This is a genomic window from Methanosphaera sp. ISO3-F5 (genome assembly GCF_034480035.2).
Lineage (GTDB): Archaea > Methanobacteriota > Methanobacteria > Methanobacteriales > Methanobacteriaceae > Methanosphaera.
The window spans coordinates 1,931,264-1,947,263 of record NZ_CP118753.2 but is presented as its reverse complement, the minus strand read 5'-3'; the positions used below and the strand labels follow the sequence as shown (position 1 = coordinate 1,947,263).

General features: G+C 30.4%; 10 protein-coding genes. 4 read left to right on the top strand and 6 right to left on the bottom strand.

The window, feature by feature from the left end:
• Positions 1-195: 195 nt before the first annotated feature.
• From serS to hypE, 3 genes are read right to left on the bottom strand one after another with little or no spacing between them, the layout of a single operon-like run.
• The gene (gene serS, locus PXD04_RS20165; protein WP_323736606.1) at positions 196-1,473 is read right to left on the bottom strand and encodes a serine--tRNA ligase; all 1,278 of its coding nucleotides are present in this window, start codon (positions 1,471-1,473) and stop codon (positions 196-198) included.
• 15 nt (positions 1,474-1,488) lie between these two features.
• A complete protein-coding gene (locus tag PXD04_RS20160; protein WP_323736605.1) occupies positions 1,489-1,902 on the bottom strand; it encodes an RDD family protein in 414 nt (137 codons plus the stop codon).
• 16 nt (positions 1,903-1,918) lie between these two features.
• Complete coding sequence (gene hypE / locus PXD04_RS20155; protein WP_323736604.1) at positions 1,919-2,947, bottom strand: hydrogenase expression/formation protein HypE; 1,029 nt, start codon at positions 2,945-2,947, stop codon at positions 1,919-1,921.
• Between the two features lie 91 nt (positions 2,948-3,038).
• Between hypE and PXD04_RS20150 the strand changes: the two genes are divergently transcribed.
• The 3 genes from PXD04_RS20150 (at position 3,039) to PXD04_RS20140 (ending at position 4,951) form a co-directional block, all read left to right on the top strand.
• The gene (locus PXD04_RS20150) at positions 3,039-3,695 is read left to right on the top strand and encodes a DnaJ domain-containing protein (protein ID WP_323736603.1); all 657 of its coding nucleotides are present in this window, start codon (positions 3,039-3,041) and stop codon (positions 3,693-3,695) included.
• A 228-nt stretch (positions 3,696-3,923) separates the two neighbouring features.
• Positions 3,924-4,304, top strand: a complete 381-nt coding sequence (locus PXD04_RS20145) for a 30S ribosomal protein S8e (RefSeq protein ID WP_323736602.1) — start codon at positions 3,924-3,926, stop codon at positions 4,302-4,304.
• Positions 4,301-4,951 (top strand): DNA polymerase domain-containing protein, encoded by a 651-nt coding sequence (locus tag PXD04_RS20140; RefSeq protein ID WP_323736601.1) that lies wholly within the window; start codon positions 4,301-4,303, stop codon positions 4,949-4,951. The genes PXD04_RS20145 and PXD04_RS20140 overlap by 4 nt, the downstream gene beginning before the upstream one ends.
• 191 nt (positions 4,952-5,142) lie before the next feature.
• On the opposite strand, the gene PXD04_RS20135 is transcribed toward PXD04_RS20140, so the two are convergent.
• The 3 genes from PXD04_RS20135 to PXD04_RS20125 form a co-directional block, all read right to left on the bottom strand.
• On the bottom strand, positions 5,143-5,448 hold the full coding sequence (locus PXD04_RS20135) for a nucleotidyltransferase domain-containing protein (RefSeq protein WP_323736600.1): 306 nt from the start codon (positions 5,446-5,448) through the stop codon (positions 5,143-5,145).
• Positions 5,449-6,198: 750 nt separating this feature from the next.
• Positions 6,199-11,508 carry an Ig-like domain repeat protein gene (locus PXD04_RS20130; protein ID WP_323736599.1) on the bottom strand — a complete coding sequence of 1,770 codons (5,310 nt, stop codon included), beginning with the start codon at positions 11,506-11,508 and terminating at the stop codon, positions 6,199-6,201.
• Positions 11,490-13,754, bottom strand: a complete 2,265-nt coding sequence (locus PXD04_RS20125) for a hypothetical protein (protein ID WP_323736598.1) — start codon at positions 13,752-13,754, stop codon at positions 11,490-11,492. Before PXD04_RS20125 ends, PXD04_RS20130 begins: the two co-directional genes overlap by 19 nt.
• A 487-nt stretch (positions 13,755-14,241) precedes the next feature.
• Here PXD04_RS20125 and PXD04_RS20120 point away from each other — a divergent pair, with 487 nt between their 5' ends.
• Positions 14,242-14,709, top strand: a complete 468-nt coding sequence (locus PXD04_RS20120; RefSeq protein ID WP_323736597.1) for a hypothetical protein — start codon at positions 14,242-14,244, stop codon at positions 14,707-14,709.
• Positions 14,710-16,000 lie beyond the last annotated feature (1,291 nt).

Here is a 16,000-nt window from a genome sequence, read left to right as displayed (position 1 = left end):
TAGGAATAAGATTAAGCTTTACCTATCATGCAAACTACCCCCACAGTTACCAGTAACACAGTTTCAAGGGAGAATAACCCATACAACAAGGTTAAAAGTATCCGTTCAAATAAATACTATACCAACACAAAAAAAAGAATTTAATGTGCGAACAAAATTAAAGATAATCGCTCGTCGCACCAAAAAAAATGGGGGTTAATTTTTAGCTTCAATGACTGTTTTACCATTCATGTATGGTACTAATACATCTGGAACTTTTATGCTACCGTCTTCTTGCTGATAGTTTTCAAGAATACAGCATATAGTTCTTTCTGTAGCAATAGCCGTACTGTTAAGTGTGTGTAAAGTAACGGCATCTCCTGCTCCTGCTTGTCCTACACGAGTTTTGGTTTTTCTTGCCTGATAATCTTTACAGTTTGTGCATGAAACCAGTTCCCTGTATGCATTAGAACCTGGGAACCATGCTTCGAGGTCATACTTTATTGCTGCATTATCATTTAAAGCTGAGGATACTATTGAAACTATCCTGTAAGATAATCCTAATTTTTTGTATATGTTCTCTGTTACTTCGAGTAATCTTTTATGTTCATTTACTGATTCTTCAGGGGTGGAGTATATGAACTGTTCAATTTTCTCGAACTGGTGTACTCTGAATATTCCCAGTGTGTCTTTACCGTGTGATCCTGCTTCCTTTCTGAAGCATGTTGATAATGCACAGTAACGTAGTGGAAGGTCTTCTGAGCTTATGATTTCGTCCCGGTGAAGTGCTGCTAGTGTTTGTTCAGCGGTTGCTATGAGGTATAAGTCCTCGTTTTCTACTTTGTATAGTGTTTCCTGAAATTCTCCTAGTTCGGATGTTTCTGCTGCTACTTCACTTTTAACGAAGAATGGTGTTTGTAGTGGTGTGTATCCCTGTTGTTTGAGTTCATTTAATGCAAATTGTATTAATGCAAGGTTTAAGAATAGTATGTCCTGTTTCAGGTAATAAAATCTTGAACCTGCTATGCTTGATGCTGTTTCTGTGTCAGCTCCGTCAATTTTTTGAATTAAATCAACATGGTTTAATGGTGTGAAATCGAATGATTTTTTGTTTCCTTCCTCTTTCACTATCAAATTATCATCTTCAGTGTCTGAGATTGGAACTTCTGAATCAATGATGTTACCTACCTTGTACCTGTAATCGTCACGGATTTTAATGTATTCCTCGATTTTTGGTTCAAGTTCTTTTATTTCATTGGCAACTTCTTTTGATTTGGTTATGACTTCTTCGATGTTACCATCTTTTTTTGCTTGTTTGAATGATTTTGATAACTTATTTTTTTCTGAACGTAGATCGTTTAATCTTTTAAGTCCGTCCCTCCATAAATTATCGTATTCTATTACTTTTTCTGCGTTTGTTGTTTCTCTGAATCTTTTCTTTTCTGATTCAAATACTGTTTCAGGATTATCTCTAAATATTTTAATATCTAACAATAATATTACCCCAATTTATACTTGTTCTAGTTCATCGTCTCTGTATACATCTGTTCCAGCAATTTTATCAAATAGTCTTGATGGGAAACCTAATACTTTTCCTATTATTACATCTATTATTAGTGGTACCCAGAATATTTTTGATACATTTCTTATGAATGCTCTTGCATAACTCATGTATCCTTCTGAGTCTGACACGTAAAGTTTTGCTATTTTTTTACCTATTGTCTTGTTGGTTTTAGCTTCTAATATTGTGAAATATGCTAATGTGACAATTATTAATACTGCATATGGGTACCATGATAGTAATTGTTGATTATTGAATGATACTAATAATATGTATAGTATATTGTTTACTAATGCTGTGAATAATGTTACTACTATAAAATCGAATATGAATGCTTTTAATCTTAATATGAAATGTTCCATAGGACACCTCTTTTTTTTAACATACTCTTGGTACTGGATCTGCTATAGGTGGTTCTATTAATCTTTCTCCACCGATAAGAGTTTCCATGATTACACGTTTTCCTTCTGTTACTTCTCCTATTATTTCTGCATCTTTTCCATATTTTGTTTTTCTTATTGCTTGTAGGATGTCTTCTGCATCGTCTGCCTTAACTCCCATCACGATTTTTCCTTCGTTTGCTACTTCGAATGGGTCAATACCTAGCATGTCTGATACAGCTTCTACTTCTGATTTAACAGGTATTCTTTCTTCATCTAAACGCATTCCTACTGATGCTTTTGTTGCCATTTCGTTTAATGCGTTTGCTATTCCTCCACGTGTTGGGTCTTTCATTGCAGTGATTGTTCCTACTTCTTTTGCTGCTTCGACCATTGACCATACTGGTGCTACGTCGGATTTTAGTTCTGTTTCGTAACCGAATCCTTCACGTTTTGACATGATTGCCATTCCATGGTCTCCTACGCTTCCTGTGATTATGACTTTGTCTCCTACTTCTAGTCCGGAGTCTCTTACTATGTCTTCTTTTTTACCTATTCCTATTCCTGCTGTTGTTATTATCATGCTGTCGAGCTTGTCACTGTCTATTACTTTTGTGTCCCCTGTGATTATTGCTGCGTCGACTTCTTCACATGTTTTGTTCATTGATTTGATTATTTTTTCAAGGTCTGCTCTTTCGAATCCTTCACTTATTACCATTGCATTGCTTAATGATACTGGTTTTACTCCCATTACTGAGATATCGTTTAATGTTCCGGCAGCAGATATTCTTCCTATGTCTCCCCCTGGGAAGAATAATGGTTGAACAGTATGTGCATCTATTGTTGTAACCACCACATGGTCATCATCCAATGGTATTGTTGCACTATCATCTAATGATTCTAATCCAATCCCACCATTTACACTAGTTTTTGACAGGTTTCCCAGGATTATGTCTGAAATCATGCCCTGCATGACTTCTCCTCCTGCACCATGAACCATGTTAATTTTATCATCACTATATGCCATTCATAAAACCTTCTATTTGTTTATTTTATTTGATAATATTTATGTTATTCATATTATTTATACATCATTTAAATAGGATTAAAGATAAGAAATGATAAAAAACTATTCCAATAAAATTAATGATTTTACGGATAAAATTAATTATAATAAAAGAACAAAACTAGAACATAATCAATTATTATCAATATTCACGATGAAAAACAAACTAGAAGGAAAGAAGTCCATGAACCCTAAAAGAAATTATTATAAAATATTAAATGTTAAAATGGATGCAGACAATAAAAGCATTAAAAAATCATATAAAAAATTAGCATTAAAGTATCATCCAGATGTAAACCAGTCAGAAAATGCTGCTAAGAAATTCAGAATACTCACAGAAGCATATAATGTATTAATAGATAAAGAAAAAAGAAAAGAATATGACCATAAGAGAGCATCCTTAATAAGAAAACAAGCACAAATTAAAAAGAATGAACTGAAAATAAAGGAAGGCAAACTGAGACATAGAAGACAAGCAAGAAGAAAAAGCAGCTTATCCAAGTATGTTAAGTTAGCAGGCCAGCTTGAAAGAGATTATGGCCTAGTATCAAGTGCTCTGGGTTTAGTGATTAATAATTCATCACTTAAGAGAGGCAACGGTTCACAACAGAATAACAGTTCAGCATTAAATATTGTATCCAACTTATTAAGTACTGCATCATCATCACATAAGGGTCATAAACATCGTTACCGAGGAGACAGATATTAACACCACCCCTTACCTTCAATATTTTTTTATGAATATTAATCAATAAATTTAAATATTAAAGAAATGATATATTATATTATTATTGTAAAATAGTATATACTAAGATAATACTCATTAACAAGTGATTACAAAAAATAATCAAAATAAACTATTATACGAGTATTATACGGATTTTAATTATAATTAACACATGTAATTACATGGACAATAAAACTTGAGGTGAAATATATGGCTATTTGGCAAGGAAGTTCATTAAGAAAACCAACTGGAGCAAGATCCAGAAGAAACAGAAACAAAAGAAACGCTGAATTCGGTAGAACACCAGCAGATACCAGAATCGGTGAAGAAGTTAAAAAAGAAATTATCGTAAGAGGAAACGGTACAAAAGCAAGAGCAACCGTAGCAAACAGAATCAACGTTATCGACCCAAAAGATAACTCCAGCAAAAACGTTGAAATAAAAACCGTACTCGAAAACTCTGCAAACGCTCACTTTGTAAGAAGAAACATCATCACAAAAGGAGCAGTAGTAGAAACCGAAATCGGTAAAGCAAAAATAACTTCAAGACCAGGTCAAAAAGGAATAGTAAACGGTGTATTAATCGAATGAGCATTCCAAAAATAATTGAAGAACAGGTAACGGAGCTACTCAGCTCCATAAACCATGATCTTCCAGACGACATGGAACTAGAACTGGAAGGATACTATGACAGAGGATTCTTCGTATCAAAGAAAAGATACGCTGTCATATACGAAGGTGAAATCACCGTCAAAGGATTAGAACTAGTAAGAAGAGACTGGGCACCAGTAGCAAAAAACACACAACACGACGTGTTAGAAGCAATACTGAAAGATGCATCACCAAACAAAGCAAAAAAGATAGTGAAAAACGTTATCAAAAAACTAAACAGTGGTAATGTACCAATCGAAGACCTAGTAATTCATACAAAACTAACCAAAAAACCAGAAAACTACAAACAAATAGCTCCACACGTAATAGCAGCCGAAAAACTAAGACTACACGGCCAAAAAGTTACAAGTGGAACAATAATAAGATACGTCATAACCAAAGGCAACCAGCCAATCAGCAGACGTGCAGAACCAGTAGAATACGTTGGAGACAAAGAATACGACCCAGAATACTATATTCAAAACCAAGTACTTCCAGCAACACTACGAATACTAGAATCCATAGGATACTCCGAAGAACAAATCATGAACAACGAAAGACAAACAAGTCTCGACAGCTTCTTTTAAACCCCCACAAAAAAACAATTTATCTTATTTTATAACAAAAATTTTAATAATCATTACTCTAAATTAGAAACCAAGAAAAGCAAACATATTATACCATTATAAACTAAGAATATCCGAGTAAACTATAACATCACAATAATAATTTACTTGAATCTAATTTCTGTTGAGCTTTCTTGAAAAATTCTGATACCTCATCCAAGGATAACACCTTCTTTTCTTATATTCTCTAAAAATGAAAAATTTTTGGTTTTTTCATAACGTTGTTTTGTCATAATATTAGTAGAAACATATTCCTCTTCTTTAATAATTGTGTTTAAAACTTCCTCAGCTATTAAATCTTCTATTTTTTCATAGTTATCTGTTATTATTAAGATATCTATATCTGAATTTTCATTATCCTCTCCTCTTGCTACGGAACCATATAATATTATCTGTTCAATGTACTTTGATTTAATTGATTGAGCAAATTTTTTTGCTATTTCCATCCTATTTTTCATGATTATCAACCATTATTTGTAGTATCCTCTTTTTGTTAAGTTATGTATCTCTTATTATAGTTTTATGATTCTTCGAATAGATAGTCAAGTTCATTGTTAATGTTTTTATTTTTTTCTATTAAATATTATTCCATCTTCAGATTTGAATCTATGTATATTCATGGTGCAATATTTATTATTGTTATTAGGTTATTATACCACAATAGTAATAATCATACTTTATAGATAATTCGAAAAATGCTTTATAAAAGTATTTCCATTGTTATTTGAGGTTTCATCAGTTCATTCATACAAATCCTCCATTAAATAAGGAATAAATTGTAATATTATTATTAATACTCAAAAAAGGCAATTACACATAATAAATATTTAATGAAACTTGAAAACCAGTAAATTATAAAAAGACTAACAAAAAAAATATAGTCAACAAAAATACCCATATGCTCAATCAAAAATTGACAACGTTGACAATAACAATAAAACAAGAAACACAAAAAAAAATAAAAACCAAACATATAAAAAGAAATACAGAATAATAAAATAAACACTTAATAAAAAGCAACAAACAATACCAAACCCACAAAAATATAACACACAAATACAAAAAAATATAGTCAACAAAAATACCCATATGCTCAATCAAAAATTGATAACGTTGATAATATCAGGAAGCTGAGAGTTTGTATAAAAAAATATTATTTCAAAAAAAATAGGGTGAATAAGAAAATAGGTATTCTTATTCACATTTATCTAGGCTATTTTAAAAGTTTGTTCGGTTCCAGTGTACTGATTATAGTATTTATTTGCTTTATAAGTTGGTATTAATGTATTTGTTCCTTTTTTAGCTGTTGTTGTGAGTGTGAAGACTCCTTTTGTATCTGTTTTTGCTGTTTTGTTTTTACCATTTATTGTTAGTGTTACTTGACTGTTTCTTAGTACTTTTCCATCCTTGGTTGTTAGTTTTCCAATGATTGTTACTTTCCGAGTATTGTTTACTTGTTTTGTCCCTGTGATTTTGATTTTCACGCTTTGTTTGGTTACAGTGAATGTGGTTTTCTTGGTTATTTTATTGTAGTTTTTGTTTCCTGGGTAGCTTACTGTGATATTGTTGGTTCCTAGTTTATTGATTGTGAGGCTATGATTGTATATTCCTTTACTGTTTGTCTTGGATCTGATGATTTTGCCGCTGATGTTTATAGTGATTACTGTGTTTCTTATGATTTTACCGTTTTTATCAGTTAGTTGACCTTTTACGTATACTTTGGATCCGTATCCTATTTTTTTAGTGGCGTTTACTGTTATTTTAAGGTTTTGTTTTATGACTTTGAATGTTGTTTTCTTGGTGATTTTGTTGTATACTTTGTTTCCTGGGTGACTTACTGTGAGGTTGTTTACTCCTACTTTTCTTGCTTTTGTAGTGTAAGTGTATACTCCTTTCTTGTCTGTTTTTACTGTTACGCTTTTACCGTTTAATGTGATTTTTATTTTACTGTTTCCTAGGAGTTTTCCGTTTTTGTCTTTGAATATTCCTTTGATTGTGATGTTTTCTGTGTATCTTGTTGTTTTAATCGTGTTGATGGATATTTTTAATGGTATTTTTGTTGTTTTGAATGTTGTTTTTGTTATGTTGTAAGTGTATTTTGTGTTTCCTGCGTATCTTACTGTTAGGTTGTTTGTTCCTATGTTCCATGCTCTTGTATTGTATTTGTATGTTCCGTTTTTGTCTGTTTTTACTGTTACTGAATTTTTGTTGATGGTAATTTTTACTTTTGAATTTGCTAAAGCTTTACCGTTTTTATCGGTTAGTTTTCCTGTTACTGTTATGTTGTCTTTGTATACTGCTTTTATTTTGTTTATTGTGATGTTGGTTTTTTGTTTTATTGCATTGAATGTTGTTTTTGCATTGTTTTTGTTGTACCTGTAGCTTCCAATGTATGTTATTGTTACGTTGTTTGTTCCCACTACTCTTGCCTTGGTTGTGTATTTGAATGTTCCGTTTTTGTCTGTTTTTATTGTTGCTGTGTTTTTGTTGATTTGTAGTTTGAGTTTTGCTCCTGCGATTATTTTACCGTTTTTGTCTGTTAGTTTTCCTGTGATTGTTAGGTTTTCTGTGTATCTTGTTTTGCTTATTTTGTTTATTGTTATTTTTATGTCTTGTTTGTTTACTGTGAATGTTTTGTTTGTGTTTGTTGGGTTGTGGTTTTTGTTTCCAGTGTATGTTATGGTTATGTTGTTTGTTCCGACTTTGTTTGCTGTTATTGTGTATTTGTATGTTCCGTTGTTGTCTGTTTTTATTGTTTTTGTGTTGTTGTTTATTGTTATGTTTATTTCGTTGTTTGTTAGTGGTTTGTTTTCTTTGTCTGTTAGTTTTCCTGTGATTGTTACTTTTTCTCCATAGTTGGTTGGTGTGATGTCTTCGATTGTTATTGTTGTGTCTTGTTTTGTTATGTTGTCATGTGTAGGTTTTGTGTTGTTTCCTGTGTTATTTCCTGTATTGTTACCTGTGCTGTTACCTGTGTTGTTACCTGTGTTGTTACCTGTGTTATTTCCTGTGCTGTTACCTGTATTGTTACCTGTGTTGTTACCTGTGTTGTTACCTGTGTTATTTCCTGTGCTGTTACCTGTGTTGTTACCAGTATTACCTCCTGGGATGTTTCCAGTACTATTACCTGTACTATTACCTTGTGGAGGATTTGTACCGTTTCCTGTATTGCCTCCTGGGATGTTTCCAGTGCCATTTCCAGTACTGTTACCAGTGTTGTTTCCTTGTGGAGGATTTGTACTGTTTCCTGTAGTGTTTGTATTGTTTATATTGCTTGTGCCATTAGTATTTGTTTGATTGCTTTCTGTTTTGTTTGAATCTGTTGTTGTGTTTTGTGTAATGTTTCTTGTGTTGAATGTTGTTTTTAGGGTAGTTCCTGTTACTTGGTTGTTTCCATCATATATTAGGTTAACATTATTTGTTCCAATAGTGTTTGCTTTGTATGTGATACTGTATACACCATTATTATCTGTATTTGCTGTGTAGTTGTTATTGTTTATTGAGATAATTATTGGTGCTTGTTTAATATTGTTGCCTTTAGCATCTTTTAAAGTACCGGTTATGTTTATTTCATCACCAATTTCGTTGTCTTGTATATTGTTTACTGTTAGTTGTGATGTTAGTTTGTTTACAGTGAATGTTGTGTTAGTATTGCTTCCAATGTTTTGATCATCTTCAGCAAATGTTACTATTACATTGTTTACTCCAACTTCTACTACGGTATATGAAATTGAATATTCTCCTTTATCATTTGTTTTTGTTGTAATATTCTTTCCATTTATTTCTATTGTTACAGTTTTATCATTTAATAGTGTGTTATTTGTTGTTAATGTTCCAGTTATTATAACATTATCTGTTACATTTACATTGGTTATAGGATTTACTGTAAGTTGACTTGCACGTTTTGTTACATTAATTGTATAATGACTTAAAGATGGATATACCATATCATCACCAGTATATAATACTTTTACAGTATAGTTTCCTGTTTTGTTTAATGTAATATTATATTGGAATGTTCCGTTTTCATCTACTGGAACAGTATAATTGTTACCATCAAATTTTAGGATTACGCTTGAATTTATTACTCGCAAAATATTATCCTCAGCATCCCATTCTTGAACATATACTATACCATTAACATTTAATACATCACCTACATCATAGGTTTGTTTTGTATTATTCAATTCTATCCAAGTGCCCAAATATCCTTCATAATTCACATATACTGTTTTAATAAGTTCTGCAGGATAATTTTTCTCATCACCACCATAATATAATATTATAGTTTCATAACCGGATGTTTCTGGTTGGTATGATAGGGAGAATTTACCTTCTGAGTCAGTTACTGTTGTGAATGTTTCTCCAGATATTTCTATGGATAAATTAGCATTCGGAATAATTCCTTCAAGACTGCTTAGATTTCCTGATATATTTAATGTTTCACCGTAATAGATATCTTCTATTTCTTCTAATGTTATGAAAGTGTTTGATACTATTGTAGTATTGGTTGCATTACCACTTAAGTAGTATTCATTTCCGTTAAATTCAAGAAGTATGTTTAATTCTCCTAAGTCTTCCATACTTGTTTGATAAATATAATCATAACCATTTTCACTTATATTTAGGACAACAGGAGTCTTATTATTAATGGTTAAACTTACTTCATCACCAGGCACATCAAATGAAATTGTTAAATTATCACCAGCTTTAACAGTACTCTGATTAGCATTCACTGAAATAATAGGTATTGCTTTAAATGATTCATATGTTATTGTATCATTTGATCCTTTATACTGCCTATTTCCATCAAAACGTACCGTTAATGTTGCATTACCAATATCTGCATTTGTTATTAATTCAAATTTACCATTTTCAAAATAACCAGAATTTTTATTATCCGCCACACGTCCATAATCTATTGGGTTTCCATCTTCACCTGTCACTGTTCCTTTTATAATTATTTCAGAATAATATGTTATGTTGTCTTTAGGAGTCATACTGTCTATTTTTAGTATAGATTCTTTTCTCTCAACAATCTCATATGAAACATCTTTTGTTACTGTTGGACCATATTCATCAGTTTCTTCAAACTTAAGGTATGCTTCATAATATCCTAATTCGTTCCCTGTTAATTCATAAGAGAATGTTCCATTTTCATCAGTAAATACTTCATCATTAATGAATACATCATAATTCTTATTCACTGTAATTATTATTTTCTGATTTGGGATTCGTGTATAATTGTTATCATACAAGTATCCTGATATAAGTACCTTATCTCCGACATCAACATAATACTTATCAATATCAACATCTAAATTAATTTGATCTCCTTTAATAACTGTGAATGAGGTAATATCATGTGCTGCTTGATAAAATTCATTTCCTTCATACTCTACATATAAATTATTTTGACCTAGTTTATTGAAAGTTATATTAATATGGAAATAATTATTCTCATCAACAATAGCCGTGAAATTTTGATTATTATACTTTACAGTAACTGTTTCATTTATATGACCCTCTGAAATATAACCACTTATCTCACGAGTATTTCCTAATTTCTGATTATTTTCAATATATATTCTAACAGTAACTTCAGCCCGATCATCTAATGCATAAAATGAATAATCATCATATGTTGCCGTATAATCATCATTACCTTCATAATCAATTCTAATATAATTATAGCTATATTTTATTGTGTATTCCTGTGAAAATTCACCATTTTCATTGGTTTTTGTATAAAAAGTATTATCATACATTTTTATAACAATATCCTCATTTGAAATTGGATTTTCATCATTATCTGTGAGATTTCCAGTTATGTAAACAGAGTCGCCTACTTTAACATTAGATAATTGATTAATATTTAAGATAGTATCTTTTTTATATACATAAAATGTTGTTTCTGAATATGTTGGATGATAGTAATCATTTCCTGCAAATTCTAGGGAAATATTATTTTCACCACTAACCATAGCAGTATAATTATAATTGAAAATACCGTTTTCATCAGTACGTATAGTGTCGATTGTTTTGTTGTTTATTTTTAGAGTTAGATCAACATCATCTAGGAAATAACCCATTATTTGGATATTCTCGCCTGGATATATGCCTCCAATCTCATTGACATGGATGCTATAATTAACTTTTTCTACTGTGATTGTTTGTGTAGCATTTGTTTTCTTGAACTTATCATTACCATCAAAGAACACAGTTACATTAACTAATCCAACATCATTTACAGGCATTCCAAAGGAATAATGTCCCTCTTCATCAGTAAAACCCTGACCATTATTTAAGGATACATATGGAATAGGATTTCCTTCAGAATCTTTTAATGTTCCTTCAATACGTATAAAATTACCATACGTAATTTTGTCTCCATAATCACTAGTGATATTGTCAATATTTAAGACACAATCTGCTTGTTCAACTATTTCAAACCAAGCATTATTACTTGTAGGTGCATATTCTTCAGTACCCTCATAATTTATACCAATACACCACATGATTTTACTTCACTTGTATCATTAAATTCAAATATGAAATCACCATTATCATCAGAAGTTACTTCATAAGTAGCATCAGAATAGGTGATTAGTAATTTCTGATTAGGTATTTTATTATTGTCCTTATCATATAAGTAACCTGTGATAATAGCTGAATCACCCACATTCACATAGTTATCATATTTTATATGCAGGTTGGTTACTTTTTCTTTTATAACTTCAAATACGGAGTATGTTGTTGTTGCTTGATAAGTTTCATTTCCTTCATAAATTATGTTAACTTTGGAAATACCTACTTTTTCAAGATGTAATTCTTGTACAAAATTCCCATATTCATCTGTAGTAACAGTATAATTTGAACCATCAAATTTTATGATTACTGGAACATTATCTAACCCCAAATTATAATAATATTCTCCTTCTTCATCATAATTTATAGAATATAATGAACCTGTAACATTTATTGAATCACCCATTGTTTGAGTACCAATATAATTTATACCTAAAGATACTTCTTTCCTTGAATCACTTACATTAAAGCCAGTTTGATCACTTATTGTACCAGTATAAATATCATCACCATCATATACAACATACACAGCATTATAGCCAGCAAATACGGTAATGTACTCAAGTGAGAAGACTCCTTCATCATTAGTTACTGCCGAAAAATTCTCCCCATTAACATGTATATTTACACCAGCATTTTTAACTGGAGTATCCTGCACATCACATAATTTTCCAGTAATATGAACAGTTTCACCTACTTCAACATCACTTATAGGATCAACAATCACCCTAGTAGGACAAATAACCATAATTGTTTGTGTAGCATTTGATTTTTTGAACTTATCATTACCATTGAAGAATACTGTTACATTAACTAATCCAACATCATTTACAGGCATTGAAAAGGAATAATGTCCCTCTTCATCAGTAAAACCCTGACCATTATTTAAGGATACATATTGAATAGGATTTCCTTCAGAATCTTTTAAAGTTCCTTCAATTCGTATAAAATTACCATACGTAATTTTATCTCCATATACACTAGTGATATTATCAATTGTTATTATAGAAGTATCTGTTTGTTCAACAAAGTTAACCCATACTGAAGCATCTACAGGAGCATATTCTTCAGTTCCTTCATAAACCACACTTATCCATGCAGACTTTACATCATCACTTGTTAGGTTAAATAGGAAATCCCCATTATCATCAGAATTGATAACATGTTCTTCCTCATCATAACGGATTACAAGTTTTTGGTTAGGAATCCTATTATGTTCCCTATCATATAAGAATCCACTCAGATAAGCCTGTTCTGTGATATTAACATATTCATCTGCTTTAAGGTATATTTCAACTATTTTTCCTTTAACTACTTTAAAAGAAATTTCTGCTCTGTAATTATCATATTTTTCTGTTTCATCAATTGTAGTAGTAATCAAGTATTCTCCTGGTTCTTCAGGAGTTAATTCATATGAGAAACAGTTATCGGTTATTTTTGTAGTGTAATTATTATTATTAAAGTTAAATGTTACTGTTTTATCCTCATAAGTTGAATCATCCACATATACTTGACCACTTAAATTTACTGATTCCCCTAATTCTATTTTACCATTACTGATACTCACATAACCTGGGAAACTAGTTTTTCTCACATTTACAGAGAAATTATATGTTAAAGGAGTGTATTCATCATTTCCTGTGAATGTTACTGATATATTGTTTGTTCCCAGTGCATTGAATACATATGAGCTTGTGTATAATCCTGCTTGGTAAGTTTCCTCTGTTGTTGTTCCAATTTCGTTGTTGAATTTGAATATTACTTCTTGTTGAGTTAGTGGTTCATTGTTTTCATCTGATAACCTAAATGTGAAGCTGCTTGTTTCATCTATTCTTACCACACTAGGTTCAGAATAGATACCTAAGTTTGCATCTTTTTTTGCTGGTCCCACAGGAATGTCTGTTTCGTTAGCACTTTTTGTTGGTTTTTTGTATTTTTTTATTGTTTTATTTGTAGTGCTTATCTTGTTTTCTTCATCATTTTTTATTGTTTTTGTTTCTTGTTTAATATTATTAGTGGATTGGTCTGTAATATGTACAGTATCGTGTGTTATTGTTTCATGAGTTGATATTTTTGTTGAATGATTGTTATTTGTTGCGGATACTGTTGTTATCCCTACCATCACCATAATTAACATTAAAAACAAGAAAATAGTTTTAATAGATTTTTTCTGCATTTTAATCACACTATTTAATTGTTTTTTTATATAAACTAACAGTAAAACCTAAAAATGAATAAAAATGTTTTATTATTAGTTAAGCCTATATCTATCTTATTAAATATATAAAATTATTTAGAAAAGCAGAAATGAATTTATTTAAACCATACCCGAAGAATATTAAACAATAGAAGCAAATAATTAATCTTAGATAAAAATAATCTAAAAATCAATAATAAAAACAGGACCTGAATGAACATATCAACAAAAAGTATAACTTACAATAAATTGACAAAAAAATGAAAAAATATCCAATATCATTTTTAGAACATAAAAAAACATTTTTTATTATAAACAAACCTGTTTCTAACCTTTATATCTCTTTTTAACGATGCAAGTAAGCACTTACAGTCGAAAACATTTATATAAAAACCAATACAAACTAATAAGTAGAGATGGGAAAGAAAAACACCCATCAAACACAATATTATCAGTGGTGATGATAATGAACCTGAAAAACATATTAATGATCGGATTAATACTAATAGCTGCAGGCTCACTCATAACAGCAGTCAACGCAGCACAAGATACAAATATAAATGGAATAAACCTAAAAGTACTAGACGGATTCAACCCACACGAAAGCGACGTAGACACAACACACATGGACGAAGACGGCCTAGACGTAGAAGACATCGACGGAACAAGAGTAGACAACAAAGTAACACGTGAATACATAAACAGCAACGGAGACAAACTCGAACTAACAGTAGGAGTCCTCAACAACGGCAAACCAGTACAAGCAATAAACGCTTACGGCTACACCAAAAAATCAATAAACGGTAAAGACGGATACTTCAAAACCGAGAGGGATGATGGAAGACAACAATACAAATTCCAATACATCCCGGATGGAAAACTAGTGAAAATAGAAGCACCAACAGAAAACAGCATAAGCAAAGTAATGACATAAAAAGGGATACTCTCCCCTTTTCTCCCTTTTGAACATCAAGGTGGTGTTAATGATGATGACAATATAAACAATAATATAAAATTTAATCTTTTATTGGGATTACTCACTCCTATATCAAATAATATAAACATTATAGAGAAAATATTTAAACTTCATTAAGTCCCAGAAATAAAAGACTATATAAGAAAAGAAAAAACACATAATTAAATCCCAAAATAAAAAAGAAATTTGAAGTTAAACACCCCACTTAACTTCAAAGAATTATTATTTTTTTAAGCTGTTTTAACAGTACTATTTTTACTATAAACCCTATACCCTCATTATCTAGAAGTAAAATTAACTTCTAGGTTAGAGGAACTTTCATTTTTTTCTTCGTTATAGTGGAATTTAACGAAAAATAATTCGGAACCATTATTTAACTGAAAACATAACTGATAACATAAGACAACAATAATAATATAGAATACCACGAAACAAGAAATGTAATCACAATGGTAAACATGAACAAAATATATTAAAAAACTACAATAACTAGGATATAAAATTATACATTTCATGAAACATGATCCGACAAAACAAAAACAGGTTAAGTAACATAAAACTAAACAGAGGAGTATGAAAATAACATAATCTATAAATACTAACATTAATCATAATATTATACAGAATATGTTCAAGTCAGTGTGATACATATTTCAAAGGGTAATCATATAAAGAGATAGTATTTTTTTACTATCTTTACATATATGATTTAACGCTAATTTTAATTAAAATATTTCAAATATCTTATTCCTAATTTTATTTATATTATTTAAAACAAAAACATTACTGGGTAAGTAAATGTTTATTTCTAATACATTTTAATCATTCTATCGACTTTAATAAGCCTAACCTCTCCCAAACCTAATTTAACCCTTTGATTAGTACTGTTTGGTGTACGTTGGTGGAGGTGATTATATGTATTGCACTGACTTACAGAAATTACTACTAATCTTAGATATTATTATCAAGATAGTAACTATTCTGAAATTATTGGGGATAGTATAGAATAATCTTCTGAAAGTTTTCAATTAATTATTCTTACAATAATTTACTCATATCCATCACAAAGTACTGATAGTTTACATTGATTAGAATTTGTATAGATTAAACTTTATTTACAAATAATATGATACTTCTATTTTGCTTACAATATTATTTAAACATAATTTTGTTCTAATAAACTAACAATATTATTATATCCGTAAAAATAATCATTAACAATAACGATTACGTTCTCTTATTCTATGTG